Source organism: Streptomonospora nanhaiensis (genome assembly GCF_013410565.1).
GTDB classification, from domain to species: Bacteria; Actinomycetota; Actinomycetes; order Streptosporangiales; family Streptosporangiaceae; genus Streptomonospora; species Streptomonospora nanhaiensis.
Genome location: NZ_JACCFO010000001.1, coordinates 1,022,050 through 1,048,578, shown reverse-complemented (window position 1 = coordinate 1,048,578; position 26,529 = coordinate 1,022,050). Strand labels below are relative to the sequence as shown.

Below are 26,529 nucleotides of genomic sequence, written 5' to 3'. Positions count from 1 at the left end.
CCCAGGCCCGCCCCCGGCGCACCGGCGCCCGGGGCGGCGTGGCAAGGTGCACATCGCCCCCTGTCCCGGAATGCGCCGGGGGGAGCGTGTGGTTGGCGCCCCTGGGTAGGAAGATCGTTCAGTTGAGCAACGGGGAGAATTCATGTCGACGGTTCCCGAGGTCACCCTGAACAACGGGGTGCGCATCCCGCAGTTGGGGTTCGGAGTCTGGCAGGTCGACAGCGGCGACGTCGTCGACGTCGTGCGCACCGCCATCGAGACCGGGTACCGCAGCATCGACACGGCGGCCGCCTACGGCAACGAGGAGGGTGTCGGCGAGGCCATCCGCCGTTCGGGGGTGCCGCGCGAGGAGATCTTCGTGACCTCCAAGCTGTGGAACACCGACCAGGGCTACGACAGCACCCTGCGCGCCTTCGACGCCACCGTGCGCCGCCTGGGCCTGGAGGTCCTCGACCTCTACCTGATCCACTGGCCGATGCCCGCCCGCGACACCTACGTCGACAGCTGGAAGGCCATGGAGCGCCTCTACGCCGAGGGCCGCGTCCGGGCGATCGGGGTGTCCAACTTCCACGCCGACCACCTCACCCGCGTCCTCCAGGAGGGCGGGATCGTGCCCACGGTCAACCAGATCGAGCTGCACCCGCGCCTCACCCAGGAGCGGCTGCGGGAGTTCGACCGGCAGCACGACATCGCCACCGAGGCGTGGAGCCCGCTGGGCCAGGGCAACGTCCTGAGCGACCCCACCATCGGCAAGATCGCCGAGGCCTACGGCAAGACCCCGGCGCAGGTGATCCTGCGCTGGCACCTGCAGATCGGCAACATCGTCATCCCCAAGTCGGTCACGCCCGAGCGCATCCGCTCCAACTTCGACGTGTTCGACTTCCAGCTCTCCAGCGGAGACGTCGACACGATCTCGGGGCTCAACACCGGGGAGCGGTTCGGGCCCGACCCCGACACCCTCAACTCCTGAGCGCGGGAGCACACCCGCCCTCAGCGGCGATCGCGGCCGGCCGCCCCCTGGCGGGGCGGGCGGCCGCCGCGCTGTGCGGGGGACGTGTCAGGCGAGTTCGCGCCGCTTGGCGGCGTCGGCGAGGGTGGCCTGCGTACCCCGCCGCGCGAGGCGGAGGACGTAGACGATGGCGGCCGCCACGATGGCGACCGGAACCCCCACGATGACCACGAGCGCCAGCAGGCTGATGATGCCGAGTTCTCCCATGCCCCCATCGTAGGCAACGGCATCCGGCGCGGCCAGGCGGGATGTGTCACGCGCCCCGGCCGGGCGGCCCTGTCAACCGGGCGGGCGGCGAGCGCGTCGGCGGCCGCCGACGCCCCGTTGCGCCCGTTGCCGGGCGGCCCGGCGCGGGAGGCGGATTCGCGCCGACAAACCGGCTAGTGTCCCGGTATGCGCAGCTCAGCCCGGCTGCCGGGGGAGGGCGGACGGGCTGCGGCGGCGCCGCCGACGGGTTCACCGGGGCCGGGACCCGCCATCGGCCGGGCGGCCCGACCACCCGTCCTGTGCGGGACGGCCGCCCCAGCGGCCGCCCGGCCGCGCCAACCGACCGGCCCGCGGTCGCGCGCCGCCGCACGGCGCGCACAGCGACTCTGCGTTCGCCAGGAGTGGCCGGCCGGAGTGGAAAGGGGCGCCGGATGGGTGCGGACGCGCACCGGATCGTCAACCCGCTGACCTTGGCCCAGCCTGTCGGCTTCGCCCATGCCGTGGTGGCCGCGCCGGGCCGCACGGTCTACCTCGGCGGCCAGACCGCGCAGCGCCTGGACGGCGTGATCCCCGAAGCCGGCCTGGTCGAGCAGTTCGACCTGGCCTTGGAGAACGTGGTCAAGGCCCTCGCCGCGGTGGGCGGCCGGCCCCGGCACCTGGTCAGCATGCAGGTGTTCACCACCGACATCGGGGCCTACCGCGCCAACACCAACGCGCTGGGCACCATCTACCGGCGCCATTTCGGACGCCACTACCCCGCCATCGCGCTGCTCGGCGTCTCCGCCCTCATCGTGCCCCAGGCCAAGGTGGAGCTGATGGGCGTGGCGGTGGTCCCCGACATCGAGGCGTGGGCCGCCGACACCTGATCGGGGCGCCGCGCCCGCCGCCCGCACCGAGGGCGGGGGGTGACCGCCCCGTCGCCGAGGGCACCCGCCAGGATGGGCGGACCACCCGGCGGCGGAGCGGACGGGAGCATCTGATGGGCAATGCGAGCACGGGCCCGGCCCGGCACAGCAGGCACGTCTTCGACTACGGCGGGCACGCCGGCCAGGTGGTGCACATCCATCAGCCCGCGGCCGACGACGACGCGCCGTTCCCCGTGGCCGTGCTGCTGCACGGCGGCTGGTGGCGCGCCGCCCACGACACCCGCCTGATGGAGCCCGTCGCCGCCCACCTCGCCGACCGCGGGTGGCTGGTGTGGAACGTGGAGTACCGGCGCACCGGCGGCGACGGCGGCGGCTGGCCGCAGACCCTGGAGGACGTCCAAGCCGCGCTCGCTCTGCTGGGCGCCCGCCTGGCCGAGGGCGCCGAGCCGGGCGACCCCGCCACCGTGGTGGCCGTGGGCCACTCCGCGGGCGGCCACCTGGCGCTGATGGCGGCGCCCGGATCGCCGCTGACGGGCGTGGTCGCCCTGGCTCCCGTGACCGACCTGCGCGCCGCCGCGGACCGGGGTCTGGGGGAGGGCGCGGTCGCCGAGTTCCTGGCGCCCGCGCACCCGCCCGAGCCCGCCGGGCCCGGTGGCGAGCCCACAGGGCCGGCCGGCGAAGAGCGCCCCGCTCCGGCCGACCCCGAGTCCGCGTCGCCGCTGCACCGGCTGCCCCTGGGCACGCCGCAGCTGGTGGTGCACGGTGCCGCCGACCGCCGGGTGCCCGTCGCGCAGAGCCGCGCCTACGTCGAGGCCGCGCGGGCGGCCGGCGACGCGGTGGACTACGTCGAGCCGCCCGAGGCCGACCACTTCGCCGTCATCGACCCCGCCCACCCGGCCTGGACGCCCGTCCGCGCGTGGCTCGACCGCGCGCGGGCCTGACCGGGGCCGGCTGCCGCGCGCACGCCGCCCGGCCGGCGGTCCCGTGCCCGCGGCGAGACTTGTCCACAGGCGCGCGGGCAGCGCTGGATCCGGCGGTGCGGGGTCCCCGCCTTCGGGAGTGTGCGGCCGGACGGGTACGGCGGCCCGCACCACCCGTCCGGACCGTCCGCCCTGTTGGAGGTGGTCCCGTGCCCGTCGCCGGCATCGGCCCCGTCGGGCGCCACGAGCCCGCCCAGGCCGTCCTCCGCGCCAAGCGCCGCGCGAACGTCCCCGGGCAGCGCCCCGACGGCAGGTACCCGCCCGACCGCGGGTTCTGGCCGCGCGCCGGCGGGAGTCCCGCCTACTAGTGCCCCTTGGCGTAGCCCAGCCGCGACAGCTCGGCGCCCGCTACCGTCCGCACCGCCTCGCGCTCCTCCACGCCCAGCCGCTTGCGCCACGTGCCCACGCCCGAGTCCTCGCGCACCAGCTCCAGGGCCGACACCCGCGCCCCGGTGAACTCCCGCAGCTGCTCGGCCGCCTCCACCTCGCCGCCGAACACGTCCTCATAGCGCAGGGTCATCAGCCGGTCGGGGCCCAGCGCGCCGCGCAGCCGCGCCGACAGCCGCACCGCCCCGCGCCAGCGCAGCGCGCACTTGGCGGCGTTGGACAGCCTCGGGTACTCCGCGCGCTCCTCCTCGGTCTCGATACCGAAGAACGGGTTGGGCAGTTCGTGTTCGAGGTTGGCCAGGGCGGGCCGGAACCACGCCAGCGCGCGCTCGTCGGCGAGCATGTCCGCCACCACGTCGCGGCCGTCCCGGATGATCTGCACGAACGCCGCGTCGTCGAACGCCGCGCTGAGCGCGGTGGCGCAGTAGAGCAGGTCGGGGCTGGCGTCGCCGTAGCGCGCGGTCTCGGCGGCGTGCCGGCACGGGGCCGCGGCCTCGCGCGCCGGCACGGGGCCGCCGGGGCACATGGGGCAGGTGAGGGGGGTGAGCTGCCACGACTCCGCGAACGCCGCCCGCAGCAGGCTCGCCGTGCCCGAGGCGCGGTCCTCGGCCATCGAGGGCCGCCGGGCCAGCGCGTAGACCGAGTCCAGCACCGAGGGGTGGCCCGATCCGATGTGGAACCCGGGGGCGCGGTCCAGCGCGTGGGCGATCAGGTCAACACCCGAGTGCGGGGCGCCCAGGACGAACACCGGTCGGTGGACCTTCGTCCCGTTCACGACGAGAATGTAGGGCGGCTGTTTCATGGCTGAGGAGATCTTTGCACTCTTCGCCGGGTTCCGGGTGTTTCCGGCCCCGGTGCGGCCGGGCGCGGCCTCGGCCGCCGTTGCGTCGCAGCGAACCCCATCGCCCCTGAGCGCCCTCGTCTTCCCCGGGTGTCGGCGCGTCGCCGAACGTCCCTCGGCCGTGTGCCGGCGAGTCCTTCTCGCTCCCCACTGGCACGTGAGATTACCGTGAAGCACCACTTGCACAGGTATGTCCGGTGCGGTGGGCGACGAGAAGTGCTGGATACGTGGTCGATGTGTGATCCGCCCGTGAGCCGGCTCACCCGCGCACCCCGAGCACCCGGGCTCGCCCGCTCCCGCCCCGCCGTTTCCGCACCGCCCGGCCGCGCTGCCACAATGATCGGCATCCTCAGTCCGCCGCGGCCGAGCCCACGCCGCGCCCGACCGTTCCCGACCCGAGGACCGACCGCAATGACCGCAGCCGCCCGTCCCGCCGACATCGCGCCGCTCCTGGCCGGAGCCGACCGGCTGACCGTGCTGACCGGCGCGGGGATCTCCACCGACTCCGGAATCCCCGACTTCCGCGGCCCCCAGGGCGTGTGGACCCGCGACCCCGGCTCCGCCGCCCTGTTCGACTTCGACGTCTACATGTCCGACGCCGACGTCCGCCGCCGGGTGTGGCGCATGCGCCGCGACCACCCCGCCTGGACCGCGCGCCCCAACGCCGCGCACCGGGCCCTGGCCGACCTCGACCGCGCCGGGCGGCTGCGCGCCCTGATCACCCAGAACATCGACGGCCTCCACCAGGCCGCCGGCACCGACGACCACTACGTCATCGAGGTCCACGGCACCATCCACTGGGTGGTGTGCATGGGCTGCGGCGCCCTCACCCCCACGCCCGAGGTGCTGGCCCGGCTGGAGGAGGAGTCCGACCCCCGCTGCGTCATCTGCGGGGGCATCCAGAAGGCCGACACCATCTCCTTCGGCCAGCGCCTCAAGACCGACGTGCTGGAGCGCGCCGTGGACGCCGCCGCCACCTGCGACGTGTTCGTCGCCATCGGCACCTCGCTTGCGGTGCACCCGGTGGCGGGCCTGTGCGACATCGCCCTGGACGGCGGGATCCCGCTGGTCGTCGTCAACGCCGAGGAGACCCCCTACGACGACCGCGCCACGGCGGTGCTGCGCGACCCCATCGGCGAGGTCGTGCCCGCGCTGGCCGCCTACGCGCTGGGAGCCGCGCGCTAGCCGCCTCGGCGGGCGGCGCGGCCGCGTCGGCGCCTCAGCCGGGTACGCCCGCCCCGGAGCCGCTGTGGCCGTAGGGCGGGTCGAAGGGATGGGTCTCGGGCCGGGGGCCCTGCTGAGCCGGTGCCGGCCCCGCCGACGACATCACGGCCCCGCCGGCCCCGGTGGCGGGGCCCGCGTCGGCGGGGGAGGGACCGACCTGGTCGGAGCCCTCGGCGCGGAGGCGGACGCGTCCGGCCCACCCCTGGGCGGGGTCAGAGGAGCCGGAGGCGCGCAGCCGGTCCAGTACCTCCTGCGGCGACCCCAGGCCCGCTTCCGTCTTCGGGTCCTCGCGGGTGAGCCGGTGGAGCACCCGCTCCAGCGCTCCGGGCGCGGCGGCGACCTCGGGGGAGAGCCCTTCGAACTGGGAGAGGGCAAAGCGCACGGTTCGCCGCAGGGTGTCCCCGTAGGAACCGCCCTGCTCCGACTCCCCGTCGCTGAGCTGCGAGAGGTCCTCCACGGCCTGCCGCAGCACCAGCACATGGGAGCCGTCAAGCCGCGCGCCGGTCAGCAGCCGCCGATAGCACCGCAGCCGCCGGCGCGCCTCGTTCTCAGTGGCGGGCCGGGGCGGGCCCAGGCGCAACTCCAGGATGTCGTGCGCCTCCGACCACGGTTGCCCGCCATGCGGACCCGCCAGCCAGGTCGCCAGTTCGTCGCCGACGTGTGCCAGGTAAGGCAGCAGCACGATCACCATGCGGCCCACCGACCCTTGGACGCGCATCGCGCTGGACCGCAGCAGGGTCGACGTCAGCGACTGGTAGGGCAGGACGACGCCGTAGGGATTGCGGACCGAGATCGGCTCGCGGGATTCCGAGACCAGTTCGAAGCCGACGCATTCGCCGACGTTCACGGGTCCGTGGTCCTCCCGCGTCAGCACACTGCGCGGCGCGGGGCCGTCGAAGTCCAGATGGCGCAGCCGGATCGCGTCGACCTGGCCGTGCCACTGAGAGTTCGGCAGCCGGCGCCACTGCGAGGCGAGCCCGCCCCACTCGTAGAGCCAGCCCCGGTCGGTGCCCAGCAGTTCGCTCAGCTCGATCCCCTCCGGGCACACCCGCGTGACGAGCAGGGCGAGGTTGGCGGTGTAGGACGCCTGGCGCTCGGTGACCGGCATCCGGCGCGGCTGGTAGGCGGTGTAGGAGCGGCCGGCCGCCGGGTAGGGCGCCTCGCGGAACAGCTCCACCAGCAGCTCCCGGTAGGCCGCCCGCTCCGCGTCGTCGCCCGCGATCCGCCGGTCGAGCATCTCCTGGGTGAACTCCACCATCGGCCGGGTGCCCGCCAGCAGCGCGAACGAGGTGAGCGCGTAGAACAGGCCGTCGTCCAGCGGCGGCGCGCCCCGGTGGCGGCGCGCGGCGAACCGGCGGGCCTCCAGCAGCTCGGCGAGCTCGGCGGTGACCGCCCGCGCCACCAGGTACTCGCCGAACGTGGCGTGCAGGAACTCGTACACGCTCGCGTTGTGCGCGTCGGTCCGGGCCTGGGACTCGTGCACGAAGAAGAACCGCCCCAGCACCTGGTGGGCGTCGCTGAGGGCGCCGTGCAGCCCGGGGTCGGCCGGGCGCACCCCGGCGTCGGGCATCAGCACCGCGAGGTCCTGGTCCAGTTCGGCCGCTGTCACGTACTGGCGCAGCCGCGCGAACATGGCCAGCGCCACGACCTCCAGGCGGTGCAGTTCGTCCTCGACCGCGCGCTCCAGTTCGGCCGGAGCCAGGTACGCGTGGTGCTTGCGGACCTCGCGCTCGGCGAACATGGTCAGCAGCTGCTCGTAGAGGGCGCTGCGCGACAGCCCCGCCTCCGACCGCGCCAGCGCGTTGTCGGCCGAATCGTAGACCAGCAGCATGAGCAGCAGCAGCGGCTGCTCGGCGAGCTCCCGGAACCGCAGGACCGCCTCGGGGGAGAGGGGCACCAGCCCGCGCGCCCGCAGGGCCGCGCCGTTGGCGCCGTTCCAGATCCCCACCATGCGGGCCACGCGCCGGTCGTCGAACGGCTCCAGCCGCAGGACCGGGGTGAGGGCGGGGAAGCGTGCCCGGTCGGCCACCACCGTCCTGCTGGTGACGATGACCGCCACCGGATTCCCGATGGTGCGCTGGCGGTCCTGGAACTCCTGCACCTGCTCCAGGTAGTCCGACCGGTTGACCCCGGTGGCCTGGAGCAGTTCGTCGAACCCGTCGAGGATCACCACCGGGAGCGCGCCCTCGGCCGCGTCGGCGAGGTCGCGCCACTCCACCGAGGTGTGCAGGGTCGCCGCCAGGCCCTCCTCGATCTGGGCGTGGATGGGGGCGTTGGGCCGTACCGCCCGCAGTTCGACCCGCAGCGGCAGGAAGTCGGCCGCCGACAGCCGGGCGGCCAGCATCTCGGTGAGCACGGACTTGCCCGCGCCCGGGTGGCCCAGGATGACGATCGGCCGCAGCACCGCCCCCGGCTGGGTGAGCAGCCCGGCCAGGACCGTCTGCAGGTCCTCCCGCAGCGGAACGCGGGCCCACGCCGACTCCGAGGACGGCGCCGACCCCGTGGTGACCACCTGCAGCCGCCCCGCCGGAGCCAGGTAGGACGACTCCAGGGTGGGCAGCCGCAGGCCGTCGGGCAGGTCGGCCGTGCGCAGCAGCGGCCGGTCCAGCGCCGCCCGGTACACGGCGGCGAGTTCGGCGCGGCGGCGGTCGGCCGCCGCGCGCGGCTCCATCGCGGCGAGCGTGTCGCGCAGGCCGCCCAGCCCGGTCTGGACCTCGGCGACCCGGTCGCGGGTGGCCGCGTGCTCGGCCATGGCCGCCCACACCCCGAACTCGGGGACGTCGGCGGCCAACTGGCGGAACAGCTCGGTGAAGTGGCGCTCGGCGTGGCGGGTGCACGCCGACTCGAAGCGCTCCCACGCCTCCTCGTCGGGGCGCGGCTCCGACCGCCCCTGCCCGCTCCCGGTCAGCGCGGGATACAGGTTGCCCGCCAGCGTCATCCACTCCACCGCCCGGCTCTCGGGGTCCAGCCACGCCGAGATGCCGTCGCGGGTGTCGGGGTGGGCGAGTTCGTCGGCCAGCTCCCACTGCTCGGCGGTCGTCAGCCGGAGGCCGTCGGCCGACAGCGGGGCCCCGGCGTCCTCCAGCGCCCGGCCGAGGCCCTCGAAGGCCGACACCACCACCAGGACCTCCAGCGCGGCCGCCACGCGCTCGGTGCGGTCCATGCGGCTCACCCCGGTGATCTTCTCCCGCAGCCCGGTGAGGGCCCGGCGGCCGATGCGCACCATCTCGGCCCGCAGCCCGAACAGGTCGGGCACGCCCAGCGCGGCCAGGCCGCCGTCGGCCAGCTTCTCGCCGACGTCGAGCACGGCGGAGTCGTCGCGGCCCAGGAGGCGGAGCGCGTCGGCGTAGCGGAGGCGGCGTGCCATCGGCGGGGCCTTTCACATCGGGGGGCGGTGCGGCGGGCGGGGCCGCGCCCATTCAAGTACGGCGCCGCCCCGCCGCTCAAACCCGACCCACGCCCCCGGCGCCGCGTGCGTCCGGGCGCGCGGGGCCCGGTTAGGGCAGTCGCCAGTCGACCGGCTCGGCGCCCTGCTGCTCCAGCATCGCGTTGGCGCGGCTGAACGGCCGCGACCCGAAGAAGCCGTTCTTGGCCGACATCGGGCTGGGGTGGGTGGACTCCACGCACGGGACGGCGGGCATCAGCGGGCGCAGGCTGCGGGCGTCGCGGCCCCACAGGATGCCGACCATCGGGACGTCGCGGGCGGCCAGCGCGCGGATGGCCTGGTCGGTGACCTCCTCCCAGCCCTTGCCGCGGTGGGAGGCGGGCCGGCCCGGCGCCACGGTGAGCACGCGGTTGAGCAGCAGCACCCCGCGCTTGGTCCAGGGGGTGAGGTCGCCGCTGGAGGGCATCGGCAGCCCGAGGTCGTCGCTGTACTCCTGGAAGATGTTGCGCAGGCTGCCGGGCGGCTTGCAGTCGGGGGCCACCGAGAAGCTGAGGCCCACTGCGTGGCCGGGCGTGGGGTAGGGGTCCTGGCCCACGATCAGCACCCGCACGTCGGAGAACGGCTGCTGGAAGGCGCGCAGCACGTTCTCGCCGGCGGGGAGGTAGGTGCGCCCGGCGGCGACCTCGTCGCGGAGGAAGTCGCCCATCTGGCTGATCCGGTCGGCCACCGGTGACAGCGCCTCGGCCCAGCCGCTGTCCATGATCTCGTTCAAGGGTTTGCCTGACATGGCAGCACCCTAGCGGTCGCCTGTGACGCCTCAGACCGCCCGAAAGGCCGGGTGGGCCGGGCTTAGCGGCCGGCCGCGCGGCGCGCCCGGCGCGCGGGCCCCGCCCCGCCCTCACTCCTCCTCGCCCGGCTCGCCCGTGCGCACCGACAGCACCCCCTCGCTCTCCGACAGCGCCGCCGCCAACTGGTCCACCTTGCCGTTGCCGCGCACCTGGACGACCAGGTCGATCACGGCGCCCCGGGGGTGGGCCCGCTCGGTGTACACCTCGCGGACGTCGAACCCGCGCCCGGTGATCTCGGTGAGGATGGTGCGCAGCGCCCCCATGCCGTCGAGGTAGGAGACCCGCACCGGCGCGGTGGCCGGGCGGGCGCGGGTGACCAGCCGCAGCAGCGGCGGGTAGCCCAGCGCCACCAGGAAGTGCGCCGCGGTCACCGCCGTGGCCACCAGCCACAGGCCGCCGCCCGCCGCGGTGCCCACGGCCGCCGCCACCCAGATGGTGGCCGCGGTCGTGAGCCCGCGGACGATGTCCTGGCGCACGAAGATCACCCCGGCGCCGATGAAGCCGATGCCCGAGGCGATCTGCGCGGCCACCCGCGAGGGGTCGAGCATGACGTCGTCGCCCAGGACGTCGGAGAAGCCGTACTTGCTCACGACCATGAACAGCGCGGCGCCCACTCCCACGAGGGTGTGGGTGCGCAGCCCCGCCGTCTTCTGCCGCAGTTCGCGTTCCAGGCCGATCAGCGAGCACAGCACCAGCGCGACGGCCAGGGCCGCCAGTTGCGGCCAGCCCTGGCCCTCCAGACTCCCCATGAAATCCGCCATGGAGCAGAGGTACCCGCGCCGGGGCGGGTTGTGCGGCCGGGGTCAGTCCTCGGTGCCCGCGGCGCCCTCGGCGGGGTCGGGGCCGCGCCGGTGCCCGTTGTGGTGGGACAGGTTCAGGGCGGTGGTGACCAGCGGCACGTGGCTGAACGCCTGGGGGAAGTTGCCGACCTGGCGGTTGTTCTTGACGTCCCACTCCTCGGCGAGCAGCCCGACGTCGTTGCGCAGCGCCAGCAGCCGCTCGAACAGCTCGCCGGCCTCCTTCTCGCGCCCGATGGACAGCAGGGCGTTGGCCATCCAGAAGCTGCACGCCAGGAAGGCGCCCTCGTCGCCGGGCAGGTGGTCGGCGGTGCCCTCGCGGTCGGTGCGGTAGCGCATCACGAAGCCGTCGACCATCAGGTCCTCGCGAGTCGCTTCGATGGTGCCGATGACGCGGGGGTCGTCGTAGGGCAGGAACCCGACCTCGGGGATCAGCAGCAGGGCGGCGTCCAGCTCCTTGCTGCCGTAGTACTGGGTAAACGTGTTGCGCTTGGAGTCGAAGCCGTACTCGCAGACCTCGGCGTGGATGGTGTCGCGCAGCGCGCGCCACCGCTCGATCGGGCCCTCCTTGCCGAAGTCCTCGATCATCCGCACCGCGCGGTCGGCCGCCACCCAGGCCATCACCTTGGAGTGGACGAAGTGCTGGCGCGGGCCGCGGACCTCCCACAGGCCCTCGTCGGGCTCGTCCCAACACCACTCCAGGTAGTTGACCAGGGAGCGCTGCAGGCCCCACACGTGCTCGCCGCCGTGCAGGCCGCTGCGCCGCGCCAGGTGCAGGACGTCCATGACCTCGCCGTAGACGTCGAGCTGGTACTGGCCGACCGCGGCGTTGCCGATGCGCACCGGGCGGGAGTTCTCGTAGCCGGGCAGCCAGTCGGCCTCCCACTCGGCCAGGCGCCGCTCGCCGCGCACGCCGTACATGATCTGCATGTGCTGGGGCTCGCCCGCCACCGCGCGCACCAGCCACTCGCGCCAGGCCTGCGCCTCGTCGGTGTAGCCGCTGCGGATCAGCGCCTCCAGCGTGATGGTGGCGTCGCGCAGCCAGCAGTAGCGGTAGTCCCAGTTGCGCACGCCGCCGATCTCCTCGGGCAGCGAGGTGGTGGGGGCGGCCACGATGCCGCCGCTGGGGCGGTAGGTCAGCGCCTTGAGGGTGATCAGGGAGCGGACCACGGCGTCGCGGTACTGGCCCTCGTAGGTGCACTGGTCGACCCACTGGCGCCAGAAGCGCTCGGTGCGAGACAGCGCTTTCTCGGCGTCGAGGTGGTCGGACTCCTCGACCTGGGAGGGGTGCCAGGTCATGACGAAGGGGACGCGCTGGCCGGCGCTCACCGTGAAGGTGGCGTCGTGGACGAAGTTGTGGCCCTCCAGCGGCACCGGCGAGCTCATCCACACGGCGTCGGGGCCGGCGATGGCCACCAGTTCGGTGCCGCTGCGGTGGATCCAGGGCACCACGTTGCCGTAGTCGAACCGCAGCCGCAGCGCGGTCTGCATGCGCACGGTCCCGGCCACGCCCTCGACGATGCGCACGATGTGGGGTGCGCCGCCGCGCGGCGGCATGAAGTCGATGACCCGGACGGTGCCCTCAGGGGTGTCCCATTCCGTCTCAAGGATCAGGGTCTCCTGGCGGTAGCGCCGCCGGGTGGCCCGCGGCTCGCCGTTGGCCGGGCGCATCCACCAGTTGCCGTTCTGTTCGTCGCCCAGCAGCGCGGCAAAGCACGCGGGGGAGTCGAAGTGGGGAAGGCAGAGCCAGTCGATGGAGCCGTCGCGCCCAACGAGAGCAGCGGTCTGCATGTCGCCGATCAGCGCGTAATCCTCGATCAGGCCGGACACGCGACTCACCCCCTTGAAACCTCGTCAATCAAGATCACGTCTACGCGGACGTACCGTATCCAACTCCCGGCCACCCTGGGGACACGCGGCTGCGACGCGGTATGCGACCGGAGTGGGGCTCTGCGCCCCCACGACCGGTTCCGCGAAGGGGTGATGGCCCGGAAACGCCTTTGTGTACCGCTGCGGTCACGTTACCGGCTACCGGGCCTTCGCAGGTGGAAGCCGAAGCAAATGTGCGTCAGGTGATAGTGGGCGTACGGTCGGGGACGGGTCGGAGAATGGCGGACGCGCTCGGTAATGCCCGCATGGGGGAGTGGAGGGGCTGATTGCCGGTGCGGGCCCCTGGTTTGTGTCTGAGAATCCGTTATTGCGCCGTAATCGGCGGGCGGCGGGACCGGACGCGGACGGCCCCGCGGTGACCGGTTCCGGTCGCCGCGGGGCGGGGCCGCCGAAGGGCCACCCGGCGGCCCGGCCGGGCCACCCGGCCGCGCGTCAGGCGGCGGGGGCGGAGGGGGAGCCGGTCCGCGGCGGCGCGGGGTCGGGCACCGCGCCCAGCGGCATCAGCGCCTGGGTGAGCGGACCGATCACCAGGGCGAACAGCAGCGTGCCCACGCCCAGGGTGCCGCCCATCAGCACGCCGACGGCCACCACGGCGACCTCGATGGCGGTGCGCGCCAGGCGCAGGGAGAAGGGCGTGCGCTCGGCCAGGCCGACCATGAGGCCGTCGCGCGGGCCCGGCCCCAGCCGGGCGCCGATGTAGAGTGCGGTGGCGCCGGCGATCGCCAGGATGCCCAGCGCCAGCATGAGGCAGCGCAGGGGCAGCGCCTCGGGCTCGGGCAGCCACCGCAGCCACAGGTCGGTCCACACGCCCACCAGCAGCACGTTGGACAGCGTGCCCACGCCGGGGCGCTGGCGCAGCGGGATCCACAGCAGCATCACCATGCCGCCGACCAGGATCATCCAGGTGCCCACCGACAGCCCGGTGATGCGGGCCAGCCCCTGGTGGAGCACGTCCCAGGGCATCGAGCCCAGCCGGGCGGCCATCAGCAGGGCGCAGCCCAGGCCGTAGAGGTGCAGCCCCACCATGAGGTGCGCCAGGCGGCGCAGGCGGGGGCGCGGCAGCGCCGGGGTGAGCAGGACGCGGCCGGCCAGGCGGGACAGGGGTCCGGGTGCGGAGGGCTCCGCACCGGGAGCACGGGTAGTGCGTGAGAACTTGTGAGCCACTCGGGTAATGTTGGACCGCTTCTTGGGCGGAGAACAGCGCCAATTCGGGAAAGTGGCACCTTTCGTGGTCGGTGAACGACGGATCAATGGCCATCTACTGGCCCGCCTCATCGGGGCCGCCGCGCGCGAGCGGCCCTACTACCTGGGAGTGGCGCGCGCCATCAGCGGCCTCGTGCTCGACGGCCGGGTGCCCACCTACACCCGCCTGCCCGCCGAGCGCGACCTCGCGGCGGCGCTGGGAGTCAGCCGCAACACCGTCACCGCCGCCTACGCCTGGCTGCGCGAGAACGGCTACCTCGACAGCCGCCAGGGCGCCGGGAGCTGGACCGTGCTGCCCGACTCCGGACCGGGCGGCGGCCAGCTGCTGCCCCACACCGAGCACGTGGATTTGGGCATCGCCGCGCCCGCGGCCATCGACGGCCTCCAGCAGGCCGCCCGCCTGGCAGTGGACCAGCTCGCCGCCCACGTCGGCGGGATCGGCTACAACCCGCGCGGCCTGCCCGAACTGCGCCACGCCATCGCCCGGCGCTACGTCGAGCGCGGCCTGCCCACGGCACCCGAGCAGATCTGCGTGACCAACGGCGCCCAGCACGCCGTGGCGCTGCTGCTGGGACTGCTCGCCGACCCCGGCGACACCCTGCTCGCGGAGTCGCCCAGCTACCCCCACGCCCTGGACGCCGCCCGCCGCCACGGCCTCCAGGTGCGCGCCGCCGGGGTCACGCCCTCGGGCTGGGACATGGACCACGTCCTCGACGCGTTCCGCCGGTTCCGCCCCCGCCTGGCCTACCTGATCCCCGACTTCCAGAACCCCACCGGCGCCCTCATGGACGACGAGGAGCGCGCGGCCGTGGTCGCCGAGGCCCGCCGCGCCGACGCCGCGCTCATCGTGGACGAAAGCGTCGCCGAACTCGCCATCGACTCCGGCGACCAGCCCGCCCCCACCGCCGCGCACGACACCGACGGCCGGGTCTACACCGTGGGGTCGGTGGCCAAGACGTTCTGGGGCGGGCTGCGCATCGGCTGGGTGCGCACCACCCCGCCGATGGTGGAGCGGCTGGCGGCGGCCCGCCAGCGCGTGGACCTCTCCAGCTCGCTGATGGACCAGCTCACCGTCACCCACCTGTTCGCCGACATGCTGCGGGTGCGCGCCGAACGCAGCCGGCAGCTCGCCCGCAACCGCGACGCCCTGGTGGCGGTGCTGCGCGAGCGCATCCCCGAGTGGCGCTGCTCCCGCCCCTCCGGCGGCCTGGTGCTGTGGGCGGGCCTGCCGCGCCCGGCGGCCACCGCGCTGCGCGAGGCCGGCGCCCGCCACGGCGTGCACCTCGCGCCCGGGCCGCTGTTCGGCGCCGACGGCACGCTGGAGCACTACGTGCGGCTGTCCTACACCCTCCCGCCCGAGGTCCTGGCCGACGGGGTGGAGCGGCTGGCGCGGGCGTGGGCCGAGACCGCGGCCCGTCCCGGCGCCCCGCGCCACGACCTCTACGTCTAGTACGGCGGCCCCCGCTGGCGGAGCCGCCGTCCCACCGCCCCGCGCCGCGTCGAAACCGTGCCCCGCGCGGTGCTTGCGGGCGTGGGCGGGCCGTGGTCCGATTGCGCCAGGCGGCGTGATGTGGAACACACGGGAGCGGCGATGGACCCCAGCGAGACCCTGCGCGTCCGGCGGGACGTCGAGGACGAGATCAGCGGACTGACCCTCGTGGACTGGCTCCGCGACACCGCCGAGCGGCACGGCGACATGCCCGCGCTGTCCTGGCGCCCCTCCGGCACCGCCGACGGGGAGTGGGCCACGCTGACCTGGGCCGAGTACCGCCTCGCCGTGCTGGAGGCGGCCGCCGCGTTCGTCGTCCACGGGCTGGCCCCGGGCGAGGTGGTGGCGCTCATGCTCGGCAACCGCCCCGAGCACCTCGTCGCCGACCTGGGCGCGGTGCACGCCGGAGGGGTGCCGTTCACCGTCTACCCCACGCTGGCGCCCGAGCAGGTGGAGTTCGTCGCCGGCGACTGCGGCGCGGCGGTCGCCGTGCTGGAGGGCGCCGCCGAACTGGAGCGCTGGGCGGCGGCCCTGGAGCGGCTGCCCGGCCTGCGCACCGTGGTGCTGCTCGACGCCGGCGCGGTGCCGAGCTCCGGCGGCGGCGCCGGCCCCCGCTTCGTGAGCTGGGCGGAGTTCGTGCGGGCCGGGCGCGGCGCGCACGCCGCCGACCCCGGCCCCGTGCGCGGGCGCGCGGCCGCGGTGCGCCCCCAGGACAGCGCCACCCTGCTCTACACCTCCGGCACCACCGGCGCGCCCAAGGGCGTACCGGAGTCCCACCGCCAGGTGCTGTACCAGGTCACCATCACGCTGCGCGCCAACGACCTGCCCTTCGGCGGCTGCTCGGTGTCCTACCTGCCCATGGCCCACATCGCCGAGCGGGTGCTCAGCGCCTACCTGCCCATCCGCATCGCCGGGCACCTGCACTTCTGCCCCGACCCCCGGCAGCTGGGCGCCTACCTGCCGCTGGTGCGCCCGCACGGGCTGTTCGGGGTGCCGCGCGTGTGGGAGAAGCTGCAGGCGGGGCTCACCGCCGCGCTGGCGGCGGCCCCCGCCGAGCGGCGCGCCGCCGTCGAGGAGGCCGCCGAGGTCGCGCGGGCCTACCTGGAGGCCGGACAGTACGGCCGCACCCGCGGCCGGGAGCTGGAGCGGCGCTTCGCCGAGGTCGACGAGGGGGTGCTGCGGCCCGTCCGCGCGCTGGTCGGGCTGGACCGCTGCACGGCCTTCACCACAGCCGCCGCGCCGATGCCCGAGGAGACCCTGCGCTTCTTCTCCGGGCTGGGTGTCCTGCTGCGCGACATCTACGGCATGACCGAGAACTGCGGCGCGGTCACCGTCAACCGGCCCACCGCCTACCGCTTCGGCAGCGTGGGCCGCCCCTCCGACGGCATGGAGATCGCGCTGGCGCCCGACGGCGAGATCCTGGTGCGCGGCCCCGTCAACACCGCCGGCTACCTCAACCGCCCCGACGAGACCGCCGCGCTCATCGACGCCGAGGGCTGGCTGCACACCGGCGACATCGGGCGGCTGGACGACGACGGGTTCCTCTACGTCGTGGACCGCAAGAAGGAGCTGATCATCACGGCCGGGGGCGAGAACATCCCGCCCGCGGTCATCGAGAACCGGCTCAAGGAGCACCCGCTCATCGGGCAGGCCCTGGCCTACGCCGACCGCCGCCCCTACCCGGTGGCGCTGCTGACGCTGGACCCCGACGTGGCGCCCGCGTGGGCGGCCGCCCACGGCATCGACGCGGCCGGGCTCGCCGAGCTGGCGGAGCACCCCAAGGTGCTGGCCGAGGTGGAGACGGCGGTGGTCGCCGCCAACGCCCGCCTGGCCCGCGTCCAGCAGGTCAAGCGGTGGCGGCTGCTTGCGGAGGAGTGGACGGTGGAGGGCGAGGAGCTGACCCCCTCGATGAAGATGAAGCGCCGGGTGATCCAGCGCAAGTACGCCGAGGCGATCTCCGCCCTCTACGAGCAGGGCTGAGGGCGGCCCGCGCCCCGGGCACCGGCCCGGCCGCGGGCCGGTGCCCGGGGCGCGGAGGCGGGTACGGTGTCGGCGGGTCAGCCCAGGCCCGCGCACCGCCGCGCGAACCGCACGACCTCGGCCAGCACCTCGTCGCGGTTGGTCTCGTTGAACACCTCGTGCCGGGCGCCGGGGAAGATCCGCGCGGTCACGTCCTCGCCGGCGAACGCCTCGATGCCCACGCGGGTGTCGGAGAGCGGGACGAGCCGGTCGTCGGAGCCGTGCACCCACAGCAGCGGCGTGCCGTCCAGGCGGCCGTGCTCGGTGACGCGCCGCAGTTCGGTGTCGACGGCCCGGAGGGTGGGGCGCTTGAACGGGCCGTGCCAGACCAGCTCGTCGGCGGCGTAGGCGCGGCCCACCTCGGGGTCGCGCGAGAGGGTGCCGGTGTCGATGGGGGTGTCGGGGATCTCGGCCGCGGCCAGCAGGTCCTGCGCGGAGGTCCAGCGGCCCAGGACCGGGCCCGACAGCACCAGGCCGGCGAGGCCGGCGCCGTGCAGCTGGGCGTAGCGGGCGGCGATCAGCCCGCCCATGGAGTGGCCGACGAGCACCAGCGGCAGCGTGCGGTAGGCGGTGCGCGCCTGGGTCACCACGCGGTGCACGTCCTCGACCACGTCGGCGAAGTCCTCGATCAGCACGCGCTCGCCCGAGGACCGGCCGTGCCCGCGGTGGTCCAGCCCGTAGACCGCCGCGCCGCCGGCGCACAGCGCCTCGGCCACGTGGGTGTAGCGCCCGATGTGCTCGCCGTAGCCGTGCACCAGCACCGCCAGCCAGTCCGGCTCCCCGCGCTCGGGCGCCCACGCCCGCGCGGCCAGCCGCCCGCCGCCTCCGGGGCCTCCGGGCAGCTCCCATTCCCGCGTGCTGACCACCTGCGACTCCTCCCTATCGCCGACGACGTCGTTCCGGGCAGACTACGCGGCCCACCGCGCCGCGGCGGCCGGGAGCACGGGCAGCAGGTCGCGCGGGTCGATCGTCAGGCCGATGGCCAGGAAGAACACCAGCGAGAACAGGTCGCGCAGGGGTTCCACGGCCAGCCGCGCGCGCTCGGCGAGCTGGCCGCTGAGCGCCAGGCCCACCAAGAACGCGCCCACCGCCGCCGAGGCGTGGGCGGCCTCGGCGGCGCCGGCCACCAGCAGGGCCAGCCCCAGGACGCGCAGCAGGAACTGCTCGGAGTCGGCGGTGTCCAGCAGCCGGTTCAGCGGGTCGCGCAGCCGGTGGGAGGCGAACAGCGCGAGCGCGACCGCGCCCAGGGCGGTGGCCAGCGCCACCAGGGTGCGCCCCGCGGAGCTGCCGACCAGCGCGGCCCCCAGCAGCGGCAGGTACACCGCCATGGCGATGTCCTCCATCACCAGCACCGACAGCACCGAGGGGTCTCGCGGTTGCCCAGCCGGCCCAGGTCGGTGAGCAGCCGCGCGATGATGCCCGAGGAGGAGATCCAGGTGATCCCGGCAAGCGCCAGGGCGCCGCGCCAGTCCAGGCCCATGAGCCACCCGGCCAGCGCGCCGGGGGCCGCGTTGAGCACGGCGTCCAGCGCCGAGGAGGGCAGGTGCAGGCGCAGGCTCTGGGTGAACTCCCGAGGGGAGAACTCCAGGCCGAGCAGCAACAGCAGCAGCACCATGCCGATGGCCGCGCCCGTGCCGATGAAGTCGCCGGCGGCCGGGACCGGCGCCACGCCGCCCTCGCCCAGGGCCAGGCCGGCCAGCAGGTAGAGCGGGACGGGGGAGAGCCCGAGGCGCCGGGCCGCAGCCGAGGCGACGCTCAGGACCACGAGGACGGCGCCGAGTTCCACGAACAGGGCGACGGAGACCTCCATGGCGCTGGGCTAGGCGCCGATGATGGACTCGACGCCCGCGATGCCCTCGGCCGTTCCCACCACCACGAGCACGTCGCCGGCGCGCAGGAGCTGGGCGGGCGTGGGCGAGGCGATCACGTGGTCGCCGCGCACGATGGCCACGATTGAGGCCCCGGTGCGGGTGCGCGCGCGGGTGTCGCCCAGCGCCCGGTCGCGGTAGGGCGAGCGGGGGCCGACCTCGATCTGGCCCGAGACCAGTCCGGGGACCTCGCGGGTGAGGTCGGCGAAGCGCTCGGCGATGCGCGGCGCGCCCAGGATCTCCGCGACGGTCTCGGCCTCCTCGCGGCTGAGGTGCAGCAGGTGGCGGGGGGTGTCGGGGTCGCCGCCGCTGTAGCTGAGCAGTTCGGTGTCGCCGTTGCGGCGCGCCACGACCCCGATGCGCGCGCCGCGCGATGTGGTGAACTCGTAGCGGATGCCCACGCCGGGCAGCAGGACCTCGGTGACCTCCATGGCCTGACCTATGCCCCGCGGCGGGGCGGGATACCCGCCGGGCACCGCGGCGCCCGCGCGCCGGGCGGAGGCCCGGCCGCCGGCCCCGGCGACGCGCCGGGCGGGTTTGGGTGGCGGGCCGGTTCCGGTCAGCGCGGGCGGGTTCGGTCCGGCCCCGGCGGGGAAGCCGGGGGTCTGACCAGCCGGACGGAACACGCGAAATCGACGAACGCGACAATCGTCCGCTTTCGCTCAGGGTTCACCAGAAGGTGCGAAGGAGGCATCTTTTAGGCTGGGGGCGCTGCGGGCATGAGTCAGGTGACGTCACCACCGACGCATCCGCACCTGCCGCACTCCGGCAGCCAACGAATCTGAGAGGTGACGCCCCATGCTGGCCGATTCCTACGGCAGAGTCGCCACCGACCTACGAGTCTCGCTCACCGACCGCTGCAACCTCCGCTGCACCTACTGCATGCCCCCCGAGGGCCTGGAGTGGCTGCCCAAGGACGACCTCCTGACCGACGACGAACTCATCCGCCTCATCGGCATCGGCGTGACCCGGCTGGGCATCGAGGAGGTCCGCTTCACCGGCGGCGAACCCCTCCTGCGCCGCGGCCTGGTCGGCATCGTCGCCGCCACCACCGCCCTGCGCCCCCGCCCCCACACCGCCCTGACCACCAACGGCATCGGCCTGGCCCGCACGGCCGCCGCGCTGGCCGAGGCCGGCCTGGACCGGGTCAACGTCTCCCTCGACACCCTGCGCCCCGACGTCTTCGAGAAACTCGCCCGCCGCCGCCGACTGCACGACGTCCTCGACGGCATGGCGGCCGCGGCCGCGGCCGGGCTCACCCCGGTCAAGGTCAACAGCGTGCTCATGCGCGGCGTCAACGACGACGACGCCCCCGACCTGCTGCGCTTCTGCCTGGACCACGGCTACGAACTGCGCTTCATCGAGCAGATGCCGCTGGACGCCCAGCACGGCTGGCGCCGCGACACCATGGTCACCGCCGACGAGATCCTGGACCGGCTCGGCGTCCACTTCGACCTGGCGCCCGCCGACGCCGACACGCGCGGCAGCGCCCCGGCCGAACTGTTCCACGTCGACGGCGGCCCGGCCACCGTCGGCATCATCGGCTCGGTCACCCGGCCCTTCTGCGGGGCCTGCGACCGCGTGCGGCTGACGGCCGACGGCCAGATCCGCAACTGCCTGTTCGCCCGCGAGGAGTCCGACCTGCGGCCCCTGCTGCGCGGCGGCGGCACCGACGAGGAGATCGCCGACCGCTGGCGCGCCGCCGTGGCCGCCAAGCTGCCCGGCCACGGGATCAACGACCCCAGCTTCCTCCAACCGTCCCGCCCGATGTCGGCCATCGGCGGCTGAGCCCGCCCGCGTCCGTCCCCGGTCTCCCCGCAGGGGGGAGCGCGCCCCGGGGGCGCGCGCCACCGCGGCCCCGCGCCGCACCCGGTCCCCACGGGACCCCCCTCAGCGGCCGGCCTTTGCCGCGGAAGCGCGCCGGCCGCGCCCGAGGCCGGCCGCCGGCCAGACCCGCCGGCCCGCCGGATCCACCGCCGCCCAGAAAACGCGCGTGGCGCCGACGTCCGCGCCCGGCCCGGCTGTTCCGGGCGGGAAAACCGGTTGCCCGGCCCGCGCCGTCTCTGGCGTCATAGGGGGGCGCGATCATGGGGTGGTCGCGCACCGCACCGGCTTTCCATCGAGGAGGTGGCCCCATGCCCTACACCGAGGTTCCCGGAGCGCGGGTTCCGATCCGCATGTGGGCCGACCCTGACACCGTCGAGCCCGCCGCCATGGACCAGCTGCGCAACGTCACCCGCCTGCCCTGGGTGCACGGGCTGGCCGTCATGCCCGACGTCCACTACGGCAAGGGCGCCACCGTGGGATCGGTGATCGCCATGCGCGACGCCGTCTCGCCCGCCGCCGTCGGGGTGGACATCGGCTGCGGCATGACCGCCGTACGCTCCACCCTGACCGCCGCCGACCTGCCCGACGACCTCGCCCGGCTGCGCTCGCGCCTGGAGGCGGCCATCCCGGTCGGCTACCACGCCCACGAGCGCCCCGTCGACCCGCGCCGCGTGCACGGGCTGCGCACCTCCGGCTGGGACGACTTCTGGGCCCGGTTCGACTCCCTGGCGCGGCCCGTGCACGACCGCCGCGAGCGCGCCGCCCGCCAGCTGGGCACGCTGGGCGGGGGCAACCACTTCCTGGAGGTCTGCCTGGACGACGACCAGAAGGTGTGGCTGGTCCTGCACTCCGGGTCGCGCAACATCGGCAAGGAGCTGGCCGAGCACCACATCGAGCGCGCCCGGCGGCTGCCGCACAACCAGGACCTCCCCGACCGCGACCTCGCGGTGTTCGTCGCCGGCACCCCCGAGATGGACGACTACCGGCGCGACCTGTTCTGGGCGCAGGAGTACGCGCGCCGCAACCGCGACATCATGATGGGCCTGGCCTGCGACGTGCTGCGCGCGACCGTGCCGGGCGTGCGGTTCGAGCAGTGGATCTCCTGCCACCACAACTACGTCGCCGAGGAGGAGTACGACGGTGTGCGGGTGCTGGTGACCCGCAAGGGCGCCATCCGCGCCGGAGCGGGCGACTACGGCATCATCCCGGGCTCCATGGCCACCGGCACCTACATCGTGCGCGGGCTGGGCAACCCCGCCGCGTTCAACTCCGCCTCCCACGGCGCCGGACGCCGGATGAGCCGCAACAAGGCCAAGCGGCGGTTCACCGAGGCCGACCTCGTGGAGCAGACCAAGGGCGTGGAGTGCCGCAAGGACGCCGGGGTCCTCGACGAGATCCCCGCCGCCTACAAGGACATCAGCGCCGTGGTCGAGGCCCAGACCGACCTGGTGGAGGTCGTCGCCCACCTGCGCCAGGTCGTGTGCGTGAAGGGCTGAGCCCCGCCCGTCCGCCCGCGCGGGCGGACGGGCGGGTGTCGGCCCGGACCATGGAACGAGCGAGGAGTGGATTGCGATGCCCCGGCCCGAGGCGGACCAGCCGCTGTCGGTCGCCGCGCTGCGCGAGCGCGTGGCGCGCGGGGAACACCCGCGGTACCTGTTCTTCTGGGGCCACCGGCCCGCCCGTGACGGATCGGTGGGGCCGGGCTGCCTCAGCCAGTGGTGGCCGGCCGGGTTCACCGTCGGCGGCGTCTCCTACCCCACCGCCGAGCACTGGATGATGGCGGAGAAGGCGCGGCTGTTCGGCGACGACGACGCCCTGCGCCGGGTCCTAACCGCGCAGAGCCCCGGTGCGGCCAAGGCCGTCGGCCGCCAGGTGCGCGGCTTCGACCAGGACGTCTGGTCCGACCGCGCCTTCGACATCGTCGTCCGCGGATCGGTGCACAAGTTCGGGCAGAACCCCGACCTCGGCGCCTTCCTCCAGGCGACCTCCGGGCGGGTGCTGGTCGAGGCCAGCCCGCTGGACCGGGTGTGGGGGATCGGCCTGGCCGCCGACGACGACCGCGCCGCCGACCCCGACCAGTGGCGCGGCGCCAACCTGCTGGGGTTCGCCCTGATGCGCGCCCGGGCGGAACTGGCGGCCTGACCCCGGGCGGCGCCCGCCTCGTCTGCGGTTCGGCCCGGGGCGCCCGGCGGGCGGCGGCGCCGGACCGGGTGAGGAGAGGCGGAGCCCGCGCCCCGGTGGCATGCTGGGGGCGGGGCACTGCGAGTGCGAGGAGGGCGCGATGCCCGGTGCCGAGCCGTTCGACGCCGTCGTCCTGGCCGGGGGAGCCGCCCGGCGCATGGGCGGCGGCGACAAGCCCGGCCTCACGGTCGGCGGAACGCCGCTGGTGGAGCGCGTCGCGGCGGCCGCGCGCGCGGCCGCCGCGCTGGTGGTCGTTGGCCCGCCGCGCGAGCGCCCGGCCGCCCGCTACGTCCGCGAGGACCCGCCCGGAGCCGGTCCCGTGCCCGCCCTGCGGGCCGGGCTCACCCGCGTCGAGCGGCCGTGGTTCGCCCTGCTGGCCGGCGACCTGCCGTTCGTGCGCCCCGAGGACGTCGCCGCGCTGCTGGCGGCCGCCCGGCGCAACGGCGCGGGCGCGGTGCTCGTGGACGGCGGCGGACGGCCGCAGTGGCTGCTGGGCGCCTGGCGCACCGAACGCGTCCGCGCCGCCCTGGCCGACTACACCGGCGGCTCCCTGCGCGGCCTGCTCGGTCCGCTCGGCCCCGCCCTGCTCCCGGCCGCGGCCCTCGGCGGGGGCTCCTGGGCCGCGTTCGACTGCGACACCCCCGAGGAACTGGCCGCCGCGCGGGCGGTGCCGGCCGATCCGGCCGCCGACCGGCCGGGCGGCCCCCACGCGTGAAGGCGTCCACGCGGCGGAGTGCGGGGAAGCCCCGGGCGCGCGGCTCAGCCGCCGAACTCCGCGAAGGGCACCGTCTCCAGCAGGAACCCGCGCACGCCCAGGAAGTCGGCGAGGTAGTCGCGGTGCTCGTCGCAGGCGACCCAGGTCTTGCGGCGGTCGACGGTGTGGATCCGGGGGTTGTTCCACACCAGCACCCACGTGGCGGGCGCGCGGCAGCCGCGCCGCGAGCACAGGACCTCGGGCTCCGGTGAGCCGGGCCCGGCCCCCGGTGCGGGTCCCGGGCGCCCGGCGCCGTCGTCGCCCCGGCCGGGGGTTCCTCCGCTGGTGTCCACGCCGCTCCCCGTGGTAGTGCGACCGCGCGGTCGCGGGCGCGATGCGCCGTCGGTCGGATGCCGGTCACGAGCATGCCACGGCCCGCCCATCGGCGCACAAAAAAGCGACGTCGGGTGGCTACGGGGGCAAACCACCCGACGTCGCAACGGTGTTCCGACGGGGGCTCGGAACACCGGCCCAGCGCTTCGACGGGGGACCGAAGCGCTGAGGCCCAATCTACACCGACAACCCCCTGTGTACGTCAAGACTTAGTTACGACGTGGTCTCGGGAGAGTCCAGCAGGTCAATACGTCGATGGTCCTGAACAGGCAGGAAAGGCGCATTACACACAGGAGCCACAGCACGGCGAAGCGGTCACCCGGGCCCCGCGCAAAGCCCGTCCGCAATCCGCCCCGCCACCCGCGCGGACGCCTCCGGCGGCCCGCTTCCGCGATTGCCGCCGCGCGCGGCGGGCAGTGTGCCACCGAGCACCGACGGAAGGGAGCCGTATGTCCCACCACACCTACCGCGTCACCGAGATCGTGGGCACCTCGACCGAGAGCGTGGACCAGGCGATCCGCAACGGCATCGAGCGCGCCGCCGCCACGCTGCGCGAACTCGACTGGTTCGAGGTCACCGAGATTCGCGGCCACCTGGAGAACGGCCGGGTCGGGCACTTCCAGGTCGGCCTCAAGGTCGGGTTCCGGCTGGACGAGTAGCCGCGCCGGACCCCGGGCCGCCCCCCGGCGGCCCCGCGCGGCCCGCGCCGCGCCGCCGCCCCGCCCAGGGCGACGGACGGCGCGGCCCGCGTGCGGCGCACCCGCGCCCGGCGGGGGCGGTGGCCCCGACTCCGGCTACCGCCGCGCCTCCCCTGCGCCGGGCGCGGCGGTGCGCACCCGGGCCGCCACGCGGGCGGCCGTGAGCGCCGCACCCGCGGCCGCCAGCGCCGCCACCAGCACCATGAACGCCGGGAACAGCCGGAACGCGTCCGCCGTGGTGTAGCTGTTGCCCTCCAGCGCGGGCGCGACGAGGAACAGGAACACCGCCAGGGCCGGAGCGGCCAACTGGGGCAGCAGGCGCAGGCCGAACCGCCACGCGGGCCAGGCCGCGCGCCGCGCCGCCCACCGGCCCGAGCGCCGCAGCCCCAGCACTCCCAGCGCCAGGGCCGCGGCGGTGAGCGCGCCCAGGACCAGGTCGACCGCTGTCGCGGTCGGCGCGCCGGGGTCGGGGGTCCGCCCCTCGGTCAGGTCGATGATCCCCGAGCTGATCTCATAGGCGTGCTCCCGCGCCGGGGAGAAGGCGTTCACCAGCACGGCCACGCCGTATCCGCTGCCGGTGACCAGGTCCTGCTGGGCGTTGAACCCGGCGGTCACCCCGCTGTGGGAGACCCGCGCGGGTGTCACCCCCTCCCCGCTGTGCCGCCAGCCGAGCCCGGCCCGGCCGGCGTGGGGCTGCCGGTTGCGGGACTCCTCGACCAGCGCCTCCGACAGCAGCCGCCGCCCGTCGGGGCCGATCCCGCCGCGCTGCTGCATGGCGAGCCAGGCGGCCATGTCGTGGGCGGTGCTCACCACGCCGCCGGCCCCGCCGTTCATCGCCTCGGGCTCGGGCGCGGGCAGCGCCCCGCCGTAGGCGGTCACGTGGCCCGGGACCAGGCCCTCCACGGGCTCGCTCGGCGTGGTCGTGCCGACCGTGTCGTCCATGCCCAGCGGGGCGAAGACGCGCTCGGCCAGGTGGTCGCCGAACGGCCGGCCCGCGACCGCCTCCACCACGCGCGCCGCCACCCAGTAGTTGGCGTTGCTGTAGGCGTAGGACGTGCCGGGCTCGGCCGACAGCTCCCACTCCGCGATCCGGGCGACACCCTCCTCAAGGGTCGTGGCCGGGGCGACGACCACGGGGCTGGGCAGCCCCGAGGTGTGCGACAGCAGTTGGCGCAGGGTGATGCCGCGGTCGGGTCGGAAGTCCGGCAGGTAGCGGGTGACCGGGGCGTCGAGGTCGACCCGGCCCTCGTCGGCCAGGCGCAGCACCGCGAAGGCGGTGAACGACTTGGCCACCGAGCCGATGCGCAGCCGGCTGTGCTCGGTGAGCGGGGCGCCGCCCAGCCCCTCGCCGTAGCCGGCCTCGTGGACCGTCTCGCCGTCGCGGACCACGGCGACGGCGGCGCCCGGCAGTCCGTGGCGGTCGAGGTAGCCGGTGACGAAGGCGTCCACCTCGGCCGGGTCCACGCGGCCCGGCGGGGCGGCGGCCGCGGCCGCGGGGGCGGTGGGGCCGGCCGCGGCCGACACGGCCAGGGCCAGGGAGAGGACGGAGGCGAGTACCCGCATGCGGTGGCTTTCGTGGTGGAAGGGGGGACGCGCGCCGGCGGGCCGTCCGCCCGCGCGCCGTGATCGGCTGCCACCCTGCCACCGGCGCCGGGCCCGGCGGCTCAGGGATCACCCCTGGTTCGGCCCCCAACGCACCGCCCCGGACCCCTGCGGGCCCCCA

At 75.2% G+C, this 26,529-nt stretch carries 25 protein-coding genes; 12 read left to right on the top strand and 13 right to left on the bottom strand.

Annotation, left to right across the window (positions count from 1 at the left end; genetic code table 11):
* The first annotated feature begins 142 nt into the window (after nucleotides 1-142).
* Nucleotides 143-970 (top strand): aldo/keto reductase, encoded by an 828-nt coding sequence (locus HNR12_RS04520; protein ID WP_179766306.1) that lies wholly within the window; start codon nucleotides 143-145, stop codon nucleotides 968-970.
* 87 nt (nucleotides 971-1,057) lie between these two features.
* Here the strand turns inward: HNR12_RS04520 and HNR12_RS04515 are convergent, their stop codons facing one another.
* The gene (locus tag HNR12_RS04515; protein ID WP_179766305.1) at nucleotides 1,058-1,216 is read right to left on the bottom strand and encodes a hypothetical protein; all 159 of its coding nucleotides are present in this window, start codon (nucleotides 1,214-1,216) and stop codon (nucleotides 1,058-1,060) included.
* 431 nt (nucleotides 1,217-1,647) lie between these two features.
* Here HNR12_RS04515 and HNR12_RS04510 point away from each other — a divergent pair, with 431 nt between their 5' ends.
* From HNR12_RS04510 to HNR12_RS04500, 3 genes are all read left to right on the top strand, one after another.
* Complete coding sequence (locus HNR12_RS04510; protein ID WP_179766304.1) at nucleotides 1,648-2,082, top strand: RidA family protein; 435 nt, start codon at nucleotides 1,648-1,650, stop codon at nucleotides 2,080-2,082.
* A gap of 113 nt (nucleotides 2,083-2,195) precedes the next feature.
* Nucleotides 2,196-3,023 (top strand): alpha/beta hydrolase family protein, encoded by an 828-nt coding sequence (locus HNR12_RS04505; protein ID WP_179766303.1) that lies wholly within the window; start codon nucleotides 2,196-2,198, stop codon nucleotides 3,021-3,023.
* Between the two features lie 188 nt (nucleotides 3,024-3,211).
* The gene (locus HNR12_RS04500) at nucleotides 3,212-3,370 is read left to right on the top strand and encodes a hypothetical protein (RefSeq protein WP_179766302.1); all 159 of its coding nucleotides are present in this window, start codon (nucleotides 3,212-3,214) and stop codon (nucleotides 3,368-3,370) included.
* On the opposite strand, the gene HNR12_RS04495 is transcribed toward HNR12_RS04500, so the two are convergent.
* Nucleotides 3,367-4,251 (bottom strand): sulfotransferase, encoded by an 885-nt coding sequence (locus HNR12_RS04495; protein WP_179766301.1) that lies wholly within the window; start codon nucleotides 4,249-4,251, stop codon nucleotides 3,367-3,369. The two genes, HNR12_RS04500 and HNR12_RS04495, sit on opposite strands and share 4 nt — an antisense overlap.
* 450 nt (nucleotides 4,252-4,701) lie before the next feature.
* On the opposite strand from HNR12_RS04495, the gene HNR12_RS04490 reads away from it, so the two are divergent.
* Nucleotides 4,702-5,475 carry an SIR2 family NAD-dependent protein deacylase gene (locus HNR12_RS04490; protein ID WP_179766300.1) on the top strand — a complete coding sequence of 258 codons (774 nt, stop codon included), beginning with the start codon at nucleotides 4,702-4,704 and terminating at the stop codon, nucleotides 5,473-5,475.
* Nucleotides 5,476-5,509: 34 nt separating this feature from the next.
* Here HNR12_RS04490 and HNR12_RS04485 read toward each other — a convergent pair whose 3' ends face one another.
* The 5 genes from HNR12_RS04485 to yczE all read right to left on the bottom strand — a co-directional run bounded on the left by HNR12_RS04485 (nucleotide 5,510) and on the right by yczE (nucleotide 13,460).
* Nucleotides 5,510-8,881, bottom strand: coding sequence for an NACHT domain-containing protein (locus tag HNR12_RS04485; protein WP_179766299.1), 3,372 nt, complete (start codon nucleotides 8,879-8,881; stop codon nucleotides 5,510-5,512).
* A gap of 130 nt (nucleotides 8,882-9,011) precedes the next feature.
* Nucleotides 9,012-9,686 (bottom strand): uracil-DNA glycosylase, encoded by a 675-nt coding sequence (locus HNR12_RS04480; protein WP_179766298.1) that lies wholly within the window; start codon nucleotides 9,684-9,686, stop codon nucleotides 9,012-9,014.
* Between the two features lie 111 nt (nucleotides 9,687-9,797).
* Nucleotides 9,798-10,508 (bottom strand): MgtC/SapB family protein, encoded by a 711-nt coding sequence (locus tag HNR12_RS04475; protein ID WP_246424998.1) that lies wholly within the window; start codon nucleotides 10,506-10,508, stop codon nucleotides 9,798-9,800.
* Nucleotides 10,509-10,550: 42 nt separating this feature from the next.
* On the bottom strand, nucleotides 10,551-12,374 hold the full coding sequence (locus tag HNR12_RS04470) for a glycoside hydrolase family 15 protein (RefSeq protein ID WP_222601007.1): 1,824 nt from the start codon (nucleotides 12,372-12,374) through the stop codon (nucleotides 10,551-10,553).
* A gap of 492 nt (nucleotides 12,375-12,866) precedes the next feature.
* Complete coding sequence (gene yczE / locus HNR12_RS04465; protein WP_246425299.1) at nucleotides 12,867-13,460, bottom strand: membrane protein YczE; 594 nt, start codon at nucleotides 13,458-13,460, stop codon at nucleotides 12,867-12,869.
* A gap of 202 nt (nucleotides 13,461-13,662) precedes the next feature.
* Between yczE and yczR the strand changes: the two genes are divergently transcribed.
* Nucleotides 13,663-15,087, top strand: coding sequence for a MocR-like transcription factor YczR (yczR, locus tag HNR12_RS04460; RefSeq protein WP_308118692.1), 1,425 nt, complete (start codon nucleotides 13,663-13,665; stop codon nucleotides 15,085-15,087).
* A 141-nt stretch (nucleotides 15,088-15,228) separates the two neighbouring features.
* Nucleotides 15,229-17,106, top strand: coding sequence for an AMP-dependent synthetase/ligase (locus HNR12_RS04455; protein ID WP_179766296.1), 1,878 nt, complete (start codon nucleotides 15,229-15,231; stop codon nucleotides 17,104-17,106).
* A gap of 77 nt (nucleotides 17,107-17,183) precedes the next feature.
* Here HNR12_RS04455 and HNR12_RS04450 read toward each other — a convergent pair whose 3' ends face one another.
* Genes HNR12_RS04450 through HNR12_RS04440 form a run of 4 tightly spaced genes read right to left on the bottom strand, consistent with a single transcriptional unit; the run spans nucleotide 17,184 to nucleotide 19,444 of the window.
* Entirely contained in the window at nucleotides 17,184-18,011 is an 828-nt protein-coding gene (locus HNR12_RS04450; protein WP_179766295.1) for an alpha/beta hydrolase, read from the bottom strand.
* Nucleotides 18,012-18,053: 42 nt separating this feature from the next.
* Entirely contained in the window at nucleotides 18,054-18,488 is a 435-nt protein-coding gene (locus tag HNR12_RS29055; RefSeq protein ID WP_276516404.1) for a cation:proton antiporter domain-containing protein, read from the bottom strand.
* Nucleotides 18,488-18,955, bottom strand: coding sequence for a cation:proton antiporter domain-containing protein (locus HNR12_RS29050; RefSeq protein ID WP_276516365.1), 468 nt, complete (start codon nucleotides 18,953-18,955; stop codon nucleotides 18,488-18,490). Before HNR12_RS29050 ends, HNR12_RS29055 begins: the two co-directional genes overlap by 1 nt.
* A 9-nt stretch (nucleotides 18,956-18,964) precedes the next feature.
* Nucleotides 18,965-19,444 (bottom strand): cation:proton antiporter regulatory subunit, encoded by a 480-nt coding sequence (locus tag HNR12_RS04440; protein WP_179766294.1) that lies wholly within the window; start codon nucleotides 19,442-19,444, stop codon nucleotides 18,965-18,967.
* 367 nt (nucleotides 19,445-19,811) lie between these two features.
* On the opposite strand from HNR12_RS04440, the gene moaA reads away from it, so the two are divergent.
* From moaA to mobA, 4 genes are all read left to right on the top strand, one after another.
* The gene (moaA, locus tag HNR12_RS04435; RefSeq protein WP_179766293.1) at nucleotides 19,812-20,801 is read left to right on the top strand and encodes a GTP 3',8-cyclase MoaA; all 990 of its coding nucleotides are present in this window, start codon (nucleotides 19,812-19,814) and stop codon (nucleotides 20,799-20,801) included.
* 347 nt (nucleotides 20,802-21,148) lie between these two features.
* Entirely contained in the window at nucleotides 21,149-22,336 is a 1,188-nt protein-coding gene (locus HNR12_RS04430) for an RtcB family protein (RefSeq protein WP_179766292.1), read from the top strand.
* Between the two features lie 76 nt (nucleotides 22,337-22,412).
* The gene (locus HNR12_RS04425) at nucleotides 22,413-22,982 is read left to right on the top strand and encodes an NADAR family protein (RefSeq protein WP_179766291.1); all 570 of its coding nucleotides are present in this window, start codon (nucleotides 22,413-22,415) and stop codon (nucleotides 22,980-22,982) included.
* A 139-nt stretch (nucleotides 22,983-23,121) separates the two neighbouring features.
* Complete coding sequence (gene mobA / locus HNR12_RS04420) at nucleotides 23,122-23,736, top strand: molybdenum cofactor guanylyltransferase (protein WP_179766290.1); 615 nt, start codon at nucleotides 23,122-23,124, stop codon at nucleotides 23,734-23,736.
* 44 nt (nucleotides 23,737-23,780) lie between these two features.
* Here mobA and HNR12_RS04415 read toward each other — a convergent pair whose 3' ends face one another.
* Nucleotides 23,781-24,068: a hypothetical protein gene (locus HNR12_RS04415; RefSeq protein ID WP_372451135.1), complete on the bottom strand. Its 288-nt coding sequence runs from the start codon at nucleotides 24,066-24,068 to the stop codon at nucleotides 23,781-23,783.
* Nucleotides 24,069-24,557: 489 nt separating this feature from the next.
* Between HNR12_RS04415 and HNR12_RS04410 the strand changes: the two genes are divergently transcribed.
* On the top strand, nucleotides 24,558-24,767 hold the full coding sequence (locus HNR12_RS04410) for a dodecin (protein ID WP_179766289.1): 210 nt from the start codon (nucleotides 24,558-24,560) through the stop codon (nucleotides 24,765-24,767).
* A 135-nt stretch (nucleotides 24,768-24,902) separates the two neighbouring features.
* On the opposite strand, the gene HNR12_RS04405 is transcribed toward HNR12_RS04410, so the two are convergent.
* Nucleotides 24,903-26,369: a serine hydrolase domain-containing protein gene (locus tag HNR12_RS04405; RefSeq protein WP_179766288.1), complete on the bottom strand. Its 1,467-nt coding sequence runs from the start codon at nucleotides 26,367-26,369 to the stop codon at nucleotides 24,903-24,905.
* Between the last annotated feature and the right edge of the window lie 160 nt (nucleotides 26,370-26,529).